This is a genomic window from Staphylococcus sp. IVB6181, from assembly GCF_025561445.1.
GTDB classification, from domain to species: domain Bacteria; phylum Bacillota; class Bacilli; order Staphylococcales; family Staphylococcaceae; genus Staphylococcus; species Staphylococcus simulans_B.
Map to the genome: position 1 here is coordinate 349,244 of NZ_CP095096.1, position 20,608 is coordinate 369,851.

At 36.8% G+C, this 20,608-nt stretch carries 10 protein-coding genes, 1 tRNA gene, 2 pseudogenes and 1 riboswitch; of the genes and pseudogenes, 11 read left to right on the top strand and 2 right to left on the bottom strand.

Annotation, left to right across the window (positions count from 1 at the left end):
* Positions 1 to 140 precede the first annotated feature (140 nt).
* Positions 141 to 252: riboswitch (SAM riboswitch) on the top strand.
* 119 nt (positions 253 to 371) lie between these two features.
* From MUA90_RS01545 to MUA90_RS01570, 6 genes and pseudogenes are all read left to right on the top strand, one after another.
* Positions 372 to 1,392: pseudogene (locus tag MUA90_RS01545) on the top strand (methionine ABC transporter ATP-binding protein).
* A 1-nt stretch (position 1,393) separates the two neighbouring features.
* On the top strand, positions 1,394 to 2,053 hold the full coding sequence (locus MUA90_RS01550; RefSeq protein WP_105994750.1) for a methionine ABC transporter permease: 660 nt from the start codon (positions 1,394 to 1,396) through the stop codon (positions 2,051 to 2,053).
* A gap of 23 nt (positions 2,054 to 2,076) precedes the next feature.
* A complete protein-coding gene (gmpC, locus tag MUA90_RS01555) occupies positions 2,077 to 2,922 on the top strand; it encodes a dipeptide ABC transporter glycylmethionine-binding lipoprotein (protein WP_262587908.1) in 846 nt (281 codons plus the stop codon).
* 549 nt (positions 2,923 to 3,471) lie between these two features.
* Positions 3,472 to 4,182: a helix-turn-helix domain-containing protein gene (locus MUA90_RS01560; RefSeq protein WP_262587909.1), complete on the top strand. Its 711-nt coding sequence runs from the start codon at positions 3,472 to 3,474 to the stop codon at positions 4,180 to 4,182.
* A gap of 205 nt (positions 4,183 to 4,387) precedes the next feature.
* Positions 4,388 to 12,526, top strand: a complete 8,139-nt coding sequence (locus MUA90_RS01565; RefSeq protein ID WP_262588857.1) for a GA-like domain-containing protein — start codon at positions 4,388 to 4,390, stop codon at positions 12,524 to 12,526.
* A 36-nt stretch (positions 12,527 to 12,562) separates the two neighbouring features.
* The gene (locus MUA90_RS01570; RefSeq protein WP_262587910.1) at positions 12,563 to 12,781 is read left to right on the top strand and encodes an LPXTG cell wall anchor domain-containing protein; all 219 of its coding nucleotides are present in this window, start codon (positions 12,563 to 12,565) and stop codon (positions 12,779 to 12,781) included.
* A 175-nt stretch (positions 12,782 to 12,956) separates the two neighbouring features.
* On the opposite strand, the gene MUA90_RS01575 is transcribed toward MUA90_RS01570, so the two are convergent.
* Positions 12,957 to 13,046, bottom strand: a tRNA-Ser gene (locus MUA90_RS01575).
* 368 nt (positions 13,047 to 13,414) lie between these two features.
* On the opposite strand from MUA90_RS01575, the gene MUA90_RS01580 reads away from it, so the two are divergent.
* The 5 genes and pseudogenes from MUA90_RS01580 to MUA90_RS01605 all read left to right on the top strand — a co-directional run bounded on the left by MUA90_RS01580 (position 13,415) and on the right by MUA90_RS01605 (position 18,607).
* A complete protein-coding gene (locus MUA90_RS01580; RefSeq protein ID WP_114604388.1) occupies positions 13,415 to 14,245 on the top strand; it encodes a helix-turn-helix domain-containing protein in 831 nt (276 codons plus the stop codon).
* A gap of 226 nt (positions 14,246 to 14,471) precedes the next feature.
* Complete coding sequence (locus MUA90_RS01585) at positions 14,472 to 15,539, top strand: hypothetical protein (protein WP_262587911.1); 1,068 nt, start codon at positions 14,472 to 14,474, stop codon at positions 15,537 to 15,539.
* A gap of 559 nt (positions 15,540 to 16,098) precedes the next feature.
* Positions 16,099 to 17,386: pseudogene (gene ltrA / locus MUA90_RS01590) on the top strand (group II intron reverse transcriptase/maturase).
* A 55-nt stretch (positions 17,387 to 17,441) separates the two neighbouring features.
* Positions 17,442 to 17,627 carry a hypothetical protein gene (locus MUA90_RS01600; RefSeq protein ID WP_262587913.1) on the top strand — a complete coding sequence of 62 codons (186 nt, stop codon included), beginning with the start codon at positions 17,442 to 17,444 and terminating at the stop codon, positions 17,625 to 17,627.
* A gap of 23 nt (positions 17,628 to 17,650) precedes the next feature.
* Positions 17,651 to 18,607, top strand: a complete 957-nt coding sequence (locus tag MUA90_RS01605) for a carbohydrate kinase family protein (RefSeq protein ID WP_262587915.1) — start codon at positions 17,651 to 17,653, stop codon at positions 18,605 to 18,607.
* A gap of 549 nt (positions 18,608 to 19,156) precedes the next feature.
* On the opposite strand, the gene MUA90_RS01610 is transcribed toward MUA90_RS01605, so the two are convergent.
* Complete coding sequence (locus tag MUA90_RS01610) at positions 19,157 to 20,275, bottom strand: DsrE/DsrF/DrsH-like family protein (RefSeq protein ID WP_262587916.1); 1,119 nt, start codon at positions 20,273 to 20,275, stop codon at positions 19,157 to 19,159.
* Positions 20,276 to 20,608: the final 333 nt, after the last annotated feature.

Below are 20,608 nucleotides of genomic sequence, written 5' to 3' on the forward strand. Positions count from 1 at the left end.
TTCTTTTTTAATAGTGAATGAAAACGCTTTCTTATTTTAGGATTTTTGAATTGAATAAATTTAAGTAACTTTCTGAAAAATAATGTTGACTTTTTCACTCAGTGTTTGTAAGATATGGAATATAAATGAATTGAATATAACTCTTATCCAGAGAGGCGGAGGGACAGGCCCTGTGAAGCCTCGGCAACAGAATTAATGATGATCATTAATAACTGTGCCAATTCCTGCAGTGAGATACTGTGAAGATGAGACGAGCCGATATATTATATCCCGAGGACTTGTTTCATTAGTCCTCGGGATTTTCTTCTTTTGGAATTATCACAAATTAAGAAAAATTCATTCATTTCAAATTATTAGAGGGGGATTTACCTATGATTGAGTTCAAGGATGTCAATAAAACATTCCGTAAACGCTCAACAAAAATTCAAGCTTTAAAAGATGTCAGTTTCACTGTAGAACGACAAGAAATTTTTGGGGTTATCGGGTACAGTGGTGCAGGTAAAAGTACTTTAATCCGACTAGTGAATAAGCTTGAAGATGCAACATCAGGAGACATTATTGTAGATGGTCATAACATTAATCAATATAACAAAAAAGAATTGCGCAAAGTTAAAAAGAATATAGGAATGATTTTCCAGCATTTCAACTTGCTTAATTCTAAAACAGTATTCAATAACGTAGCAATGCCGCTCATCCTTGAAGGCAAGAAGAAGCAATACATACAAGCAAAAGTCGAAGAAATGCTTGATTTCGTAGGGTTAGCTGATAAAGGGTCACAGTATCCTAATGAGCTTTCAGGCGGTCAAAAGCAAAGAGTTGCGATTGCACGTTGCATTAGTGACGGATCCTAAAATCTTGTTATGTGATGAAGCAACAAGTGCGTTAGACCCTGCAACAACGGATTCGATTCTGCATTTGTTAAAACGCGTCAATCAAACATTTGATGTCACAATTTTGTTAATTACACACGAAATGAGTGTGATTCAACAGATTTGCGATAAAGTTGCGGTAATGGAACAAGGCAGTGTTATAGAACTCGGCAGTGTCTTAGATGTTTTCAGCCATCCTAAGACAAAGACAGCTAAGAGCTTCGTCTCAACCGTTATCAGTACAGATATCAGCGATAAAATGATTCATCAATTACCAACTGATGATAATAATTATTTAGATGTCAAAGTGTACTTAGAAGGTTCGCAGCTTGGTCTCTCAGTGATTCAGACATTAATTAAAGATTTCAAGCTGGATGTGAATGTTATCTATGCATCGATGTCAGACATTCAAGATACTTCAGTGGGTTATCTGACATTACGAATTAAAGGTTCAGATGAAGAAAAGCAACGTGCCTTTGATTACTTGAAGCAAAATAATATTGAATTTGAGGAGGTAAAATAACATGCTCGGTTCAACTTTAGATTCTTCTCAATTACTTGAAGCTTTATATCAAACACTGCTAATGGTTTCTATTTCGTTAGTTATCGGTGCATTAATCGGTATTCCATTAGGTGTGTTACTAGTTGTCACAAAGAAAGACGGCATTTGGGAAAATAAAGTAATTTATCATGTTCTTAATCCGGTGATTAACGTACTGCGTTCTGTACCTTTCATCATCTTATTGATTGCGATTGTACCATTCACGAAATTAGTTGTAGGTACATCAATCGGAACAGCAGCTGCAATAGTACCGCTTACTGTTTATGTAGCGCCCTATATTGCAAGACTCGTTGAGAACTCATTGCTTGAAGTGAGTTCAGGTGTGATTGAAGCAGCGAATGCGATGGGAGCATCTCCTATTCAAATTATCCGCTACTTCTTATTACCAGAGGCATTAGGATCATTAATTTTAGCATTAACCACAGCAATTATCGGTTTAATCGGAGCTACTGCGATGGCAGGTGCTGTCGGAGGCGGCGGTATTGGTGACTTAGCTTTAGCTTATGGTTACCAGCGTTTCGATACAATCGTCATTGTGATTACAGTCATTATCTTAGTTATTATGGTTCAGCTGATTCAATCTCTAGGGAATGTATTAGCTAAGAAAATCAGAAGAAATTAATTTAAAAAGGGGCAATTCGTTCAATGAAGAAATTATTAGTACTAGCAATCGCATTTGTCGTTATTCTTGCGGCATGCGGGAAGAAAGATGATAACAAAACAGTTACAGTCGGTGTAGCATCTAACGAAACAAAAGTTTGGGATAAAGTCGCAGAATTAGCGGAAAAAGATGGTATTACAGTAAAAGTAAAACAATTCTCAGATTATAACGTACCGAACAAAGCGCTGAACGATGGGGATATCGATATGAACGCATTCCAACACTTTGCATTCTTAGATCAATATGAAAAAGCTAACAAAGGTACAAAGATTACGCCAATCCGTACAACAGTATTCGCACCATTAGGTATTTACTCTAAAAAAATCAAAGATATTAAAGAACTGAAAGACGGAGCTAAAGTGATTATTCCTAACGACGTATCTAACCAAGCACGTGCGTTAAAACTTTTAGAAAAAGCTGGCTATATCAAACTTTCTAAAGACTTCGGCTTAAAAGGCGGAATCAAAGATATCGTTGAAAATAAGAAAAAATTAGATATTAAAGCAGTAGATGCGCAACAAACAGCACGTGCATTAGACGATGTGGATATTTCAGTTATCAACAATGGTGTAGCAACTAAAGCTGGTTTAGATGCGAAAAAAGATCCAATCTACTTAGAAAGTGATGACGCGAAAGCTTCACAACCATACATCAACATTATCGCTGTTAACTCTAAAGACAAAGATAATAAAACATTGAAAAAAGTTGCGGAACTTTACCACTCTAAAGAAGCACGCAAAGCATTAAAAAAAGAAACAAAAGACGGTGAAATCATCGTTGACTTAAAACAAGATGAAATCAAAAAAATCAGTGATGATTTGAAAAAATAAATTAATCTAGTTTTCTTGAAAGCATACTTAATTTAGGTATGCTTTTTTTTTATCTGGTATCTTATTGATAAAGATATTTTAAAATCTAAAGATTAAAGTAATTAAGGGACAGTAAATGAAAAGGGATATGCAGTATAAACTAAGCCATAGCTAGTTTTAAAGGTCGTAATCTTTATTGAGTGCGACCTTTTTTTAATGTTATAGGGAAATCCCTGATTTTGTATTTAATTTTAATTAATTTTTGAAAAGTATTCAATTCTGAACAACTTTGTTATATGATAGTTAGGTTAATTCTCACAAGAGAACCCCTTTAACACACACTTCGCAAACGACCCTTTTTGTTTGCATTTCACTTTTAACTACACTTTTTATTCACTTTTATATCCATTTTTATGATTTATCTTGCGTTATTTTATCAACTTAATAGGAGCAGCAACTATGGACTGTACATACAATATTTTTACTTCAACTTTTTGTAATTTCGAATTAATGCATAACAGCCAGTACATTACAGTATATTTTGTGATAAGCGGCAGAGCAAAAATGATCATGGATGAAAGGAAAGCTGAGTATTCGGCAGGAGATATCTTTATCACTACGCCGGAAATGAGAGTCTCGCATATCCAAAGTATTAAAGGCAGTATTATTTGTCTGTCTATTAATAAAATCCACTTTAATAAATACTATTTAAGAATCTCGGGGAAAATCAAGAAAACACATGAAATCAAATGCGGCATGAAGAAAGCTATGCTGAACTATATTCGTTATGTGTATGAGGAAGATCTGCTGATGGCAGATATTAATGTCATTAAACTGATTAATTATATGCATATATATTATAGTGAATTTGATAGTTATATATTTAACTTCACGAGAAATGAAATAATAGTTAAAGCGATTACACATATTAATAATAACTATAAAGCACCTTTGGCATTGGGGGATGTTGCACAATGTTTATTTGTGAACAGCAGCTTTCTTTCGAGAAAGTTTAAAGCTGAAATGCGCATGGGTTTTAGTGAATATGTCAGACGCATCAAACTTTATCGTTTCGCAGAAGACTTGCTGGTCAGCGGTAATGAAAAAGAACTGTGGAAAACGTATCATTTTGCTAGTTACCGTACCTTTTTGAAGAACTTTAAATCGCAATTCAACATGACACCGACAGAGTTTATATTGCAATCAAAACAATGCAAAATCGAAGAAAAAACAGTAACTGAAAACATTTACAAACAAGCTTTAGAATATTTAAAAGAATAAATAAAACTAAATAATAATCATATTCTAGTTGGTTACACTTTTTTACTTTAGACATACACTATTTTTACTATTCATTTGATGTTCATCTTTTTTTGTCGAAAATACGTTAATATAAATTTTGTTCTCTTAACGAGCAACAGTTAAGGGATGAAAATAAAGTCATCATTTTCAGCATATAGACAAAGATACAACGGAGGAACCATCAATGAAACAACAATCAAAGAGAAGACTTGATTTTCTGCCGAATAAGCAAAACAAGTATTCAATCCGTAAATTTACGGTAGGCACCGCTTCTATCCTCGTAGGAGCAACATTCTTGTTTGGACTCAGCCATGAGGCGCAAGCAGCAGAAGAACAAACACCAAATGACGTTACAGTACAATCTCAATCTGTAAATACACATTCAAACAATGAATCAGCGTCTCAACCATCCCAAGAGACATCTGATACAGCAGCCGTTACACCGCCCGTAACAACAGAGGCCCCTGCTTCTGAAACAGCTGCACCAACAAATCCAAATGCAACACCAACTACATCACAAGAATCAACTTCACAACAAAAAGCTCCAACATCAGAAACGAATGAAGTTTCAACTCAAACAACAACCGCTTCACAAACAACACCAACATCATCAGAATCAACACCAGTTGTCGAACAGCAACCAACTTCAGAAACAATCGCGAAACCGCGTACAAGACGTGCTTTAGAAACTGCAGATACATTTGAAAGTATACCTGCACCTGTAAACAATGAAACATATAACGGGAAAATTATTGATTATAGTGGCGATTTAGTTAAGAAAGTAGAAAATCCAGGAAAAACCGTTGCTCCGGATTACATCAACTTTTCTCCTAAATTTACAAACTATGATAGTAAATCATACTCGTTCTTAACAAATGGAACAAACGTAACAAGCAAGAAGCTTACAAATACAAATGATGGAGCTATTCATGCTTATTTAGGTGATTACATTACTTTAAATAACACAAGCCCAGAAGCTTATGTATATATCAATAATGTGGGTATAGCAGATGGTCATAAAGTAGATGCATTAGTTCATGTTACAAGAGATCAAGCTTCAACAAACTTTCCGACTGATATTAGATATTTCTTCACTTCAGGACGTGATATGTTGTCTATGACTTCTCAAGACGGAGGAGGCACAACAGCAAATATTAAGTTCTTGCAAAACATTGAAGAAGCAAGACTTGATGAATTTTACAATACGATTCAAAATGGAACATCGATTTCTTCAGTGGTTGATGGTTTAAATGCATTGAATAGCGAAGCACATCCAGTCAGCGGGTTACTTAATATTTATGATTTAGATGATTATGATAGAAACAAAGCAGTTGATGTTAGAAAATCTGTAACATTCAATCGCAATGAAATTAATGAACTTTATGTAAGTAATCAACAACCATTTCCTGCTACAGCTAATTTAGAGTTGAAAGATGGGAAAATAATTATCTCTACTGGTGAACAGCCAAGAGGCGGAGTAGAAGAATATCCTAACCGAGTAACAGCCACATTCCAAGACAAGAGTGAACTGACATACAGTATGACAGGAAGAAATGCATCAGGGACTGCTTTTCATGTTAAAGGAATTTTGTTAGTTCCGATTCAACCTTATACAACACAAGTCGTTAATCCGGTTAACGGAACAGATGGAAAAGTTACAGTTACTCAGTATATCCCGACAAGAGAAGTGTCTCAACCTGCTACTTTACCATCAAAAGTAGAAATTTCAGCAGAGTTTCCACAAGGCATTAGTGCAACGGCACAGCCGAACACAAGTGATTTCGCAGCTTCGCAGAATGGTACGAATAAAGTGATCTTAACCAGCACTACACAAGCTTTATCTAAACCAAGTTTTTATGACCACACTTATGTGCTTCCAATTACTTTAAAACATGAATTAACAGTTAATGATATCAGTTCAAATTCAGAAAAGTGGTTGAAATTAAAAGAATATTACGATGGTGATGTTTTAAATGTTCCTGTGAAATGGTCATTTGATAATGGTGATAAACAGTGGGATAACCTTACAACAGACCATTCAACAGTACCGTTAAAACTTTCAGACGAATTAAAAAGGGAAATCGATAAACAAATTATGGCAGAAGCAACAGCTTCAGTTGAAGAAGCGAAGATTGCACATGCACAAGCTAAAGAAAAGGCACAAGCGATTGTTTCAGATCAATTAGTGAACAGCAATGAAGCAACAGAACTTCAAACAAGTATTCAATCAGCAACAGATAAAAAATCAATTGCACAAGAAAAAGTGAATCAGCTGCCAGAACGTTTAAAAATACAATTACAAGCAGAATTAGATCAACTTACTCCAATTGCAGTACCGGATATCAATGATAAAAATAATAACAATATCAGCGATGAACAAGATGAGCTGATTGCACAAGCGGAAGCATTGATTGCGGATGCATCCAAAGCGGAAGAAACAGCAAAATCAGCATTAAATCAATTAAATGCTGATAACGCGATTTCACCAGAAGACAATACTCAGCTTACTCAATTGCAAAATGACTTTACAGAGAAAAAACAAGCAGCAAAAGATAAAATCGCATCTATTCAACAGCCGCATCAAGGTCCATTAACTGAAAAGCTAAACAAACTCTTAGGTATTCATGTACCAGAGGTTAATGACAGAGATGGTAACGGAAAACCGGATGACTTAGATGCTCAAGAGCAGAAAAATACAGATTTGCTTAACGCAGCAGCTGATTTGGTAGCTAAAGCGGAAGAAGCAGACAAAACAGCTCAAACAAAACTTCAATCAGCGGTTGATAATAATTTAATCACACCAGAAGAAAGTACAGACTTAATTTCAGCAAAAGATAATGCAGCAGCGACAAAGGCAAAAGCAGAAGAAGCGGTACATGCGTTACCTCAAGATATGCAAAATTCATTATTAGACCGTTTGAATAAATTACATGGTATTGAAGTACCTAGCATCAACGATAAAAACAAAAATGATATTCCAGACACTCAAGATGAATTGATAGAAGCAGCAAAACTCTCAATTAAAGAAGTGCAAGATGCAGATGCAACAGCGAAATCAGAACTTGCGACAGCACAAGCAGATCAATTAATTAATCCAACAGAACATAGCAACTTAGACAGATTGCAAAATGGTTTTACTACTAAGAAACAATCAGCAACAGATAAAGTGAATGCAATTGATCCAAAATATCGCAAAGATTTACCAGAACAACTTCAAGCATTAACAGGTATAACAGTGCCAGAAGTGAATGATGCTAATAGCAACGGCAAACCTGATAGTGAAGAACAACAAGAACAACAAGATGTAGCATTGCAAGCAGCAACAGATTTAGTAGAGAAAGCAGAAGCAGCAGATAGAGCAGCGCAAGAACAACTTCTATCAGCAAATGACAATAACTTAATTACACCAGAAGAGCATACAAGTTTAACAGCAGCTAAAGATAGCGCATTAACAACAAAGACAGCAGCTGAAGCAGTTAAAGCATTACCTCAAAATGTACAAGAATCATTATTAGAGCGTCTGAACAAATTACATGGTATTGAAGTGCCTAGTATCAATGATAAGAATAGTAACGGTATTCCAGACGATCAAGATGCGTTAATTAATGAGGCGACGAAAGCTTATGAATATGCAAAAGCAGGAGAAGACATCGTAAAAACCGAACTTGCCAAAGCACAAGCAGACAGTGTGATTAATCCTGAAGAACACACAATGGTGGGTGCATTACAAGATGCATTCGGTCAAAAGAAAGCAGAGGCAGAATCAAAGGTTAATGCAATAGATGAAAAGTATCGTGGTGAATTGCCGGAAAAAGTTGCAGCATTAATAGGCGTAACAGTACCGGAAGTGAATGATGCTAATAGCAACGCCAAGCTTGATAGCCAAGAACAACAAGAGCAAAAAGCACAACAAGAAGCAGCATTGCAAGCAGCGACAGATTTAGTAGAGAAAGCAGAAGCAGCAGATAGAGCAGCGCAAGAACAACTTCAATCAGCAAATGACAATAAATTAATTACACCAGAAGAGCATACAAGTTTAACAACCGCTAAAGATAGCGCAGCAACAACAAAATCAGCAGCAGATGAAGCAGTTAAAGCATTACCTCAAGATGTACAAGAATCATTATTAGAGCGTCTGAACAAACTACATGGTATTGAAGTGCCTAGTATCAATGATAAGAATAGTAACGGTATTCCAGATAATCAAGATGAGTTAATCAAAGCAGCAGAACTTTCAATTAAAGAGGCACAAAATGCAGATGCCTTAGCTAAATCAGAACTTGCGACAGCACAGGCAGATCAAGTAATTAATCCAACAGAGCATAACAACTTAGATGAATTACAAAATGATTTTACTACTAAGAAACAAGCAGCAACAGATAAAGTGAATGCGATTGATGAAAAGTATCGCAGAGATTTACCAGAACAACTTCAAGCATTAACAGGTATAACAGTGCCAAAAGTGAATGACGCAAATAATAATGGTCAATCTGATGATGCGGAACAAGCAGCACTCGATACATTACTTGCAGATGCAAAGGCAGCACTAGAGAAAGCTAAAGCTGCAGATCAAGCGGCGAAAGCACAATTAAGCGAAACGGAACAAGATCAAGTGATTAATCCTGTTGAACACGAAGGTTTAGAAGCAGCGAAAACGACAGCAGCAACTACGAAGTCAGAAGCAGCAGACAAAATCAATGCATTACCAGAAACATTACGAGCACCGCTTCAAGCAGAATTAGATCAACTTAACGGTATCACTATCCCTAGTATCAATGATAAAAATACAAATCAAATCCCAGATGATCAAGATGCATTAATTGAAGCAGCAAAAGCAGCTATCCAAGCAGCCGAAGCAGCAGATGCTTTTGCAAAAGCAGCATTGAATAAAGCTGATGAAAACCAAGCTATTACACCAGAAGAACATCAACAACTTTCAGGTTTGCAAGCAGACTTTGTTCAAAAGAAAGCAGCAGAGCAAGCAGTCAATGCAATTAACGAAGCCTTCCGTGGAGTATTACCTGGGAAATTAGCAGCATTAACAGGTATTGATGTTCCAGAAGTGAACGATGCTGACAGTAATGGCAAACTTGATGCAGCAGAAGCACAAGAACTTCAAGATGCATTACAAGCAGCAACAGAATTAGTAGAGAAAGCAGAAGCGGCAGATAGAGCAGCGCAAGAACAACTTCAATCAGCGAATACAAATGATTTAATTACACCAGAAGAACATACAAGTTTAACAGCAGCCAAAGACAATGCAGCAACAACAAAATCAGCAGCTGATGAAGCAGTTAAAGCATTACCAGAAGCAGTAGAAGGACCATTGCTTGAAAGATTGAATCAGCTTCATAACATCCAAGTACCAAGTATCAACGATGAGAACAACAATAATATACCAGACAACCAAGATGAATTAATTAAAGAAGCAGAAGTATCACTTAAAGAGGTACAAGAAGCGGATGCTTCAGCCAACTCAGAATTAACAAAAGCACAAGCAGACCAGGTCATTAATTCAACAGAACATGACAACTTAGACGGATTGCAAAATAATTTCACAACTAAGAAACAAGAAGCAGAAGAAAAAGTGAATGCGATTGATGAAAGATATCGCGGAGGTTTACCGCAACAACTTGCAGCTTTAAATGGTATTAATGTGCCTTCAGTCAATGATGAGAATTCAAACGGTATTGAAGACAGCATAGACAGCTTGTTAGCAGATGCACAAAAATCAATTGATGCAGCGAAAGAGATGGCAGGTCAAGCACAAGACAAACTCAACGAAGCTAAAGCAGATCAATTAATTAATCCTAAAGAGCTAGAAGCACTTACAGGTATTAAGAATTTAGCGGAAGCGAATAAACAAGCAGCACAAGCTAAAATCAACAACTTGCCTCAACAATATCAAGCACCGTTGCAAGCACAATTGGATCAAATCAACACAATTGCATTACCTGAAGTCAACGATAAAGATGCGAATCAAATCGATGACCACACTGATGAACTTAAAGCTGCAGTTCAAGCTTTAGTAGATGAAGCAAAAGCCGCAAATCAAGCTGCACACCAAGAGAAATCAGATATCGAAAAAGATAACTTGGTAACACCTTTGGAACAAGCACAATTAAAAGATAAAGCGCGTTATGCAGCAGAAGCAAAACAATTAGCACAAAGAGCTGTGGATATGATTTCAGAAACATTGAGACCTGAATTCCAAACACAATTAGATGCGTTAATTCCAGTTGAAATGACAAACATTAATGACCAAAATTCAAATGGCATTAATGATGTACAAGACCGATTGATTGAAGATGCGCAAAAAGCAATTAAAGCAGCACAAGATGCAGAAGCAGCAGCTCAAATCGGATTAAACGCTGCATTAGACAATGAAGTAATCACTGATAGCGAACAAAACATTTTAGATGCACTTCAAAAAGATTTCGCAGCTAAGAAAGCAATTGCACAAGAAAAAGTAGGTTTAGTCGAGGATGCTTTAAAAGGTGATATGCCACGTACATTAGAGCAATTACACGGTATCACTGTACCTGAAGTCAATGACAAAAATCATAACGATGTTGATGATGCTTTAGATGCAGCACTGCAGGCATTGATTCAAAAAGCAGAAGATGCAAATCAAGATGCGCATAAACATTTAGCAGAAGCGAATACAGACAGCTTAATAACACCAAAAGAATATGAAGCATTAGTTTCAGATCAAACAAAAGCTGATACTACTAAAGAAGAAGCGGTTGCGGCAGTCAAAGAAAGCCATATTCCAGAAACAGTTAAAGCAGAATTGCTAGAGGTATTGGCACAATTAGACAACATTGATGTACCGAAAATCAATGACGCAAACAACAACAAGATTGCTGATGATGTAGATGCACAATTAGCCGAAGCTGAGGAATTAGTGAAAAAGGCAGAAGCATTGAATGAAGCAGCACAAAATGAATTGGCAAAAGCAGAAGCTGACCAATTAATAACACCATCAGAACATCAAGCATTAACACAACAACAAGTATTATTTGAAGGTGCAAAAGCTGCGGCAGAACAATGGGTTGCTCAATTACCAAAAGGATATCAATCACAATTCGAAGCACGCCTAAATCCGCTTCACGGCATCAACATTCCAGACATCAACGATCAAAACAGCAACAACATCAAAGATTCAGATGATGCTGCACGAGCAGAGGCTGAAGAATTTGTGAAGGTCGCTCAATTAATGGATACGAAATTACAAGAAAAATTAAAGGCTTTAACATCAGATGCATTAATCAACCCAGAAGAATACGCTCAATTAGCACAACTCAATGCAATTTATGAAGATGTTAAAGAACAAGCAGCAGCTAAAGTCAGTCAATTACCAGCAACACTAAAAGGCGATTTACCATCGATTTTAGCATCATTAAAAGGTATTGCTTTACCTCAAGTGAATGACAAAAATAATAATGATATTGATGATGCAACAGATCAAAACATCAATGAAGCAAACGTTGCGTTAGAGGCAGCAAAAGCAGCGGATAAAGCAGCAAAAGCAGCTTTCAACGAAGCAGTGTCTGACAACTTAGTTACACCAGAAGAACAAGCAACATTGAAGGCACAACAAGCTAACGCCCAAACTACAAAAGCAATAGCCCAAAGTAAAGTTGAACCATTGCCAACAGAATTAAAAGGCAGCTTAGAAGAAGAGTTAGCACAACTTACAGGTATAGATGTACTGGAAATCAATGATGCGAATGCAAACGGCACAAACGACATCCAAGACCAATGGTTGAATGATGCAATAGAAGCAGTCAACACTGCTAAAGTTGCAGATCAAACAGCTAAAGCACACTACAACGAAGCCGTTACAGACAACTTAGTTACACCAGAAGAACAAGCAACATTGAAAGAGCAACAAGCCAACGCCCAAAACACAAAAGCAATAGCCCAAAGTAAAGTCGACAGCTTGCCAACAGAATTAAAAGGCAGCTTAGAAGATGAGTTAGCACAACTTACAGGTATCGTTGTACCAAACGTAAGTGAACACCATGTATCAGAAGCATCATCTGAAGTTTCATCAGAAGTAAACCATGATGCAGCATCAGTAAATACAGATGAAGTTTTGAATACAGACAATCATCATACTCCAAGTGAAACATCTGAGGTTCATAATCAAAGCGAAAATACTCATGTGAATCAATCAAGCAAAGACACTGATACAAATGAGGAAACAGTCACAAAAGAACTTGTCCAAGTTGAAACTGGCAACAATGAAGCTGCAGCGGTACATGAACAAGTGAAAACTGAACAATCAACTCAGTTGAACTTAGATAAAAATATATAAAAAGATAGTATTCAAGCAGGAAACAATGATCGTGTTGTGAATACTGCTGCTGAAATCACACATCAAGAAGTACAAAACAACAACACTCACACATCAGAGAAAGCAACAAAAGTTGTGAAACCAGCATCATCTCAATCAAAACAAACATTGCCGAAAACAGGAAGCACAGCTTCTAATGGTTTATTATTAGGCGGTATTGTCGCATTAATCGGTGCTGCATTCGTATTAAGAAATCGCCGCAGTACAAATGAATAAGTGGATTTAATAAGCAAGTGGAAGTCGTACTCTTTATGAGTGCGGCTTTTTTTATGTAGGTCATGTATCAAAGGTAATGGTTATTTTAAGTTTATGAAGGTGTTCGTATAGTGAAAGAAGAGGATAAAACAAAAAAAGCCGAGATACAATTAAGTATCTCGACTTCTATAAGTAGCGGAGAAAGAGGGATTCGAACCCCCGCGAGCCGTTAAGCCCCTGTCGGTTTTCAAGACCGATCCCTTCAGCCGGACTTGGGTATTTCTCCATACGTTTTTAACACAAGATTTATTATATAGCAGAATAGGGAGAGCGTCAATAATTTTTTTAATAATCCTTACAAAAAATTGAAACCCTGTTAATCTAGTTTTCATGTAAAGGAAAATAGAAGAAAATGCATGAACGTTTTGGAAAAAGTTGTAAAAAAACAGTCAAATTAACATAAAAACCATTCAATTATCTGAAGATTTAGTTTATTATTATAGAGTGAAGCATAAACTGAAACAATTATGTTTAAAAGCTATTTTATCCCTCTAAAAATAGTGGTTGAAACTTCATTTCTCTCACTTGATTCACTTTCAGCTTTTCCTTTTGATTTAAAACTATCCAAAACACATATTGATAGGAGGAACATCATTGGATTACAACTATTATGTTTTTACGGCGCCGATATGTATAAAAGACTGCGCACGTTATGACGAATACTTTAATATCTACTTTGTTTTATCTGGTAAAGTTATCGTAAACAAACTCAATCATGTATTTCATTACAGAGCTGGGGATATCTTTATTCAGGCACCTAACTTCACATCTCCCGAAATTGAAGTCAAGAAAGGAAAAGTCGCATGCTTATCTATTCATAAAGTCTACTTTGGACAAGTCTACTTAAAAGATGTACCGAAAGTCGAAAGCAATTTTGAAGTTTATAACTTCATTAAACGCGACTACATTGATGCATTACGATTGGTATATGATAAGAAAATGGTAAAGGCCAATACTGTCATATTAAGATTGATTAAATACTTGCGCGTCTATGTGGAAAATTTTGATAACTGTCTCTACGGCATTACGAAACACTCAACCATTAATAAAGTGATTCGCTACGTCAATAATAATTTCCACGAACCATTAAAGCTGTCTAGTATGTCCGCAAGGTTTCATGTCAACCATAGTTATCTTTCGCGTAAATTCAAACAAGAATTGCATATGACTTATCAAGAGTATGTGAACAAGGTGAAACTCTATAATGCGGCAGAGTATTTAGCATTGAATACTGATGCCATATCGATGCTGGAAACGATGTGGGAAAAATATGCTTTTGCCAGTCAAAGAGCTTATCTTGGCCACTTTATCAATCAGTTTAAACTGGCACCTGAAGAATTTTATATCAAAGCACGCGAAAAACGCCTTAAAGATCAAGAACTTACAAACAAGGTCTATCGAGAAATTATGAAATTTATAGATTAGCAGTGCCTATTAAAAAGTGTGTACATAATGTACCGCTTTTTATTTTTGCCTTTTATTTAAAATAATTAGTAAACAAGCAAGGTACACGTGCTATGCTTATGGATAAGGGGTCTTATAGTTCTATCGCAATTAGAGTCAAATTAAATAAAATCTTAATTTTATTTGGTGAGTGATAGGGTATAAGTTACTAATGAAATGCGAGAACTAACCAAATGGGGGAATAGTTATGAAAGTAAATGTAGCAGATTTTTTAACAAAGCGCTTATCTAAACTAGAAAGCAACTTTAAAAATTACAGTGACGATATGGCGTATTTAACTTTAACAACGCGCAGTGATAATGCTTTGAAAGATTTATTAGCGATTCAAACTTTGCGTAACGCAAAAACAGAAACAGTCGCAAGAGAAATCGCAAGATTAGATTTAGCTGTCTTAGATCAAAATGAACTGACAGACATTATTAAATTAAAATCAGTCTTTGCGCATGATTTCGAACCGAATACTAATGCACAAGTATCGCCGGCTGTTCAACAGATTCAACGGGATTTAAAAGATAACCTTAATAAATTAGTCAATCCGCCGAAATCATGGACATATACTGTAGCTGAAAAAGCAAAGCTGCATTACGCGGCAGTTTATGTTGATGTACAAGCTGATAAAAACTTTGAATTACCGGAAACTAAAGCTGCATTCTTAAAACAATATCCAGAATTAAAAGCTGCAGATTTAGTTTATAAGAGTATTCAAAATCATGCGCACGAACGCGATCATTCGATTGAAGAAATTGTAGACGCACCGCTTCAAAACGAAGTCTTTGAACCTATCTTAACTGAACACACAGAACTTCAAATCAGAAAAGGCGACATCCGTACACTCTATGTAGGCCATTACAGCGACTTCAAAGTCGCAGTTTACTTGCAAGTGTTTGAAATCGGTCAGTATCTTGATGAAGAAGAGCCTGAACCAGTCAAAGAGATTGAAACAATTACTGCAGATGAAGCAGGCAATATTGTGACGACAGATGAAGCGAAAAAAGAAAACACACAAGCAGACACAGCTGAACAAAAAGAAGAGGCACAAGAAGCACCAAAAGAAGAAACAAAAGAGAAATCAGATAAGAAAAAGAAAGACAAAAAAGAAGATAAGAAATCAGACAGCAAGAACAAGAAGAAAAAAGACAAAGACAGCAAAGATAAAAACAAAAAGAAAGATAAAAAAGACAACAAGAAAGAAGATAAGAAAAAGGACAAAAAGAAAAAAGATAACAAGAAAAAAGGCAGTAAGAAGAAAAAGTAAGCCATATAATAAGAATATCCGCCTTCAAGTACATGCTTGAAAGCGGATATTTTTAAGTGCGCTCGGCATGATTAGCAACTTGATGGTGAAAGTCCATTACAGGCTTGGCAGTAGGAACTGTTAGCGAAAGACAAGGGTGTCGATCGCGAGGTGGAATCTGAAGGAAGTCGGACGCAAACACTCGCATTGACGAATAGAAACATCATATCAAGGCTTATGCGAACGGATGAGTTTGCTTAACAAAACAAAGTCCGATACTGCCCGAATTCGTATGAGTAAATGATGCAATGACATGAGTGGAAAGTGGTTAATCTTACCCGAGGAGGTCTCATAAGCGATTCTTCGAATCGTAGTAACAACGAATTATGAGAAGTCAGCAGAAGTCATAGTAGGGAAAATGTACCGAAGGACTGAACAATATTAAATACAAAGTAAAGAATGGAGGTTATAGATTTACGAAGTACCGAAAACAATGCAAATTGGCAGTCTGTGGAAGATAAGTAGTGGAACGAAAAAGATAAGCAGATGTGTACAGTAAATCTTAGTTGATATGAAAGAAATGTATCGTGAGACTCCATCACTGATGGAACTTGTTGTAAGAAAGAACAACATAGAGAAAGCAATCAAGAAAGTTGTTAAAAATAATGGCTCTCCTGGAATCGATGGGATGAAGGTTAAAGAGTTACATGCTCACTTCAGAGAATTCTATCCACAGATAAAAGGAAAACTGCTTAACGGTACGTATAAACCGCAAGCAGTTAAGAAAGTAGCCATTCCAAAACCGAATGGCAAAAAGAGAATTCTTGGAATTCCCGTCGCAAGGGATAGAGTTATCCAACAAGCAATCAAACAAGTTATCGAACCGATGATAAATCGCCAGTTTTCGAAACATAGTCATGGGTTTAGACCAAATCATAGTACAGGTACTGCATTAAAACAATGTATCCAATACTATGAGGAGGGTTATCACACAGTCGTAGACTGTGACTTAAAACAATGTTTTGACACGTTGAACCATGACAAATTGATGTACTTGTTTGAACGCTTTATACAAGATAAAGCTATCTCTAAATTTATCCGCAAAAGTTTACAAAGCGGGTCTGCAGACCTGTCTGGCGAATACGCAGAAAGAAAGACAGACGCCCCTCAAGGTGGGGTTATATCTCCCTTGTTGTGTAATATCTATTTGCATGAGCTGGATAAAGAATTAGAGAAGCGCGGACATCGTTTTGTGAGATACGCAGATGACTTCGTCATCTTTGTTAAATCAAAACGTGCCGGACAACGTGTTATGGAGAGTATCACAAACTTTATCGAAAAGGACCTGAAATTAACAGTGAATAAAGATAAAAGTAAGGTAGGCTCTCCCACACGTTTAAAGTTCTTGAGTTGTCTGATAACGAAAATAAATGGCACTTGTCGTTTCAGACCCACTATGGAAGCAAAAAGAAATTTAAAAGCCAAATTAAAGTGGGTCACAAGAAGAAATAGACCTGGCACATTTACTGAACATTATAACAGGAATCAACGCGATTACTAGAGGTTGGATAAACTATTTTGGCAGAGGTTTTGTTAAAGGATTTATCCGCGAAATGCAAGAGTGGTTGAACCATCGAATCAGACAACTTATTTTAAAGCGATGGAAGAAGGTCAAAACAAAATACAAAATGCTTCGAAAATACGGATTAGACCACAATGGTGCCATGCGTATTGCGAACTCAAGAAAGAAGTATTGGAGGCTTTCCAAAACGCATGAGGTTCATCATGCGCTTACAACAAATAGACTCTACAAGTGGGGTCTAGTACCACTAGCCCGACTCGCAGAGTCTGCTTACGCAAGATATTGAACCGCCGTGTACGGAACCGTACGCACGGTGGTGTGAGAGGACGAGTATTCAATTAATGATTACTCTCCTACTCGATTGCATTGAATGGCTAGACGGTGATTTTGTCTTTTTCGGATTGCTTGCGCTATTCAAACATTGGGTTCAAGATGAACAGAGAGTAGATGTAGATACATTGATCGCATATATCGCGAAGCTTTCCTTTAATGGACCGCTGCGCTTGATTGCATCTGATAATATATAGAATAAGTATGAAGGAGGGATACCATGCATCAACTTTATGCCATAGGAGAAGCCTTGATTGATTTTATTCCTAAAGAAAGAGATGCCAAATTAAAAGAAGTGACGCAATTTGGACCGCAAGTCGGCGGAGCACCTGCGAATGTCGCAAGCTGTGTTGCTAAATTAGGACGACATGCTTCGCTCATTACACAAGTAGGAGAGGATGCTTTCGGCGAAAAGATTATCGATACCTTAACTGAAGTAGGCGTCGATACACGTTATATCCTTCAAACCAGCCAAGCGAATACTGCTTTAGCTTTTGTGAGTTTAACTCAAACAGGAGAACGTGATTTTGCCTTTTACCGTAAGCCTTCAGCGGATATGCTTCTAAAAGCAGAACAAGTACAAGATATCCATTTCGATAAAACAGACATCTTGCATTTCTGTTCTGTTGACCTTGTACCGAGTGCAATGAAGACAACGCATGAAGCGATTATAGAGAAAATGATAGAAGACCAAGGTACAATAGTATTTGATCCGAATTTACGTTTCCCGCTTTGGGATTCAAAAGAAGAATTGAAACATACTGTTCGTGCCTTTATACCGAAAGCCCATGTTTTAAAAATTGCGGATGATGAACTTGAATTTATTACCGGTATAACTGATCAAGAAGCAGCCGTACAATCTTTATTTGAAGGTAATGTGGAAATTGTGATTGTGACACAAGGCAAAGACGGCGCATCCTTATATACCAATGCAGGAAAAGCAGCTGAACATCCAGGTTTTAATATTGAGGTCAAAGACACAACTGGTGCAGGCGATGCTTTTATCGGTGCGATATTATACCAATTGCTTGGAAACAGCCGTGAAGAGTTAGCGGAATCAGCACATGATTTCATCAAGTTTGCTAATGCAGTCGGTGCATTGACGACAATGCATTATGGTGCGATAGGAAGCTTGCCGGAATTATCAAAAGTAAATGCATTTTTAGAAGAACACTAAACACCATTGTTAGCAACCGTGTTTCAGATAAACCGCAATCTAATTGAAATCGATCATAAAATTTGGTAAGATTTAGTTGTAATAAAATAGCCCCCAGTCATGTAGGACTGAAGGCTAGAGTAAAGGCTCACAACGCACGATTGTGATTACCAAACGAACCTTATAGGAGACTAGTTATGTTGCCGCATAGCTAGTCTTTTTTGTTGTTCTTTTTGCTGATAAGGAACTTGATAGCCGTTGTTAACACTGCAATTTGAACAATTGAGGAGAAATTAATTGTGAGCTCATGGATAATAATCTCCATCCACATCACCTCACTTTCATTACCAATTCAAGGCACGTGAGGTACTCACAATAAAGTAAGGCGACCTTTACTCATAAACTTATTTTAGCATTTTACGAACACGTTTTCAAAGAAAAATACGAACAAATGTTCGATATAAATCTTAGCACATTAGTTCAGTGTCTGCCAAGTGATAAGAAAAGCCTCCGTCCTTTTTCAGAACAGAGACTGATATAGTGCAGAGCAGTATATTTTAATGATTTGTCTTAAATAAACAGATTATGTTTGGCTTGTTCTGTATCCCCGATGTACGTACCGACACCGCCGATTTGAACTTCAGGACGCAATTCTTCACGTTTGATGCCCATTACATCCATACTCATTGTACATGCGATTAGTTTAATATCATTTTCGATGGCTTTATCGATGAGTGACGGCAGAGAATCTACATTCTTTTGTTTCATGAGTAATTTCATCATGAAGCGGCCGAGTCCGAACATATTCATTTTAGATAAAGGCATGCTTTCTGGACCTTTCGGCAGCATCATATCAAAGAGTTTTTCTAAGCCTTGTTTCTTCACTTTAGGTGCGTCTGTGCGTTTTAAAGCATTTAATCCCCAGAAAGTGAAGAAGATAGAGACATCTCTGCCTGCAGCACGTGCACCGTTAGCAATAATCAGTGCAGCTAATGCTTTATCTAGTTCTCCGCTGAATAACACAATGGTTGTGCCGTTGTCTGATTCATGGACAGTCATGTCTTTAGATTTCTTTTCTCCTTTTTCAATTACAGCTGTTACTTTTTCATTGTTAGTGTTTAAGTTAATCAGATGATGGCCTGTTTGTTTGACCCAGCTTTGAATATCACTCGCAAAACCAGGGTCTGTTACTGTCGCTTCGATTTGCTGACCTGGGTTCAGCTGTTTGATTTCTCTGCTTAAATTCATAATCGGACCAGGACATTGCAAACCGCTGTAATTTACTTGCTTGCGATCAGGCTGTATAGTCTTTGTATCTTCAGATACTGCTTGTTGAGGCGTATCTGTCTCATTTGTATTAGTGTTGTCAGGTGTGTGTTTAGCTTCTTGTTGTTCGCTGTATGCTTGGTAACCGCCGTTTAGATTCACGACTTCAAAACCGCTGTCGCTTAACATTTGGCTGGCTTGCTGGCTGCGTTTGCCGGCTTGGCAGTAAATATAATAAGTTTTGCCTTGGTCTAACGGAAATTTTGTATTCAATTTCGATAGCGGATAGTTTAATGCATCTTCAATATGACCTGCTTCGTATTCGTCTGCTTCCCTTACATCTATGAGTTGTCCTTGAGCACCCATTGCTTGTAAATCTTCATCTGTTAAATCAGTAATTTGAACCGTCTTAAATCGTACCATCCTAGCATCTCCCTTTAAGTTCGTGTTGATGTCATTGTACAAAGAATAGATGAAAATTCACAACAACATGCCTAAAACTCTGTGGTATAATGAGTAATATTATACTATGGGAAGTGATGCATATGAAAAAACATAAAATATTAATTTTAAACAGCTTGGCAGTCCTCACCGTAGTACTCATCTCCATTCAGTTATTAGACTTGTTCAAATTTATTACTATCAAAAATGCACTTTCCAATCTGTTGAGTGATCTCGTGATAGTGTTGATCGGCACACTCTTTTACAGCAGGCGCAAAAACAAATTTGCATTGGCGATCATTATCATTGGGTTAT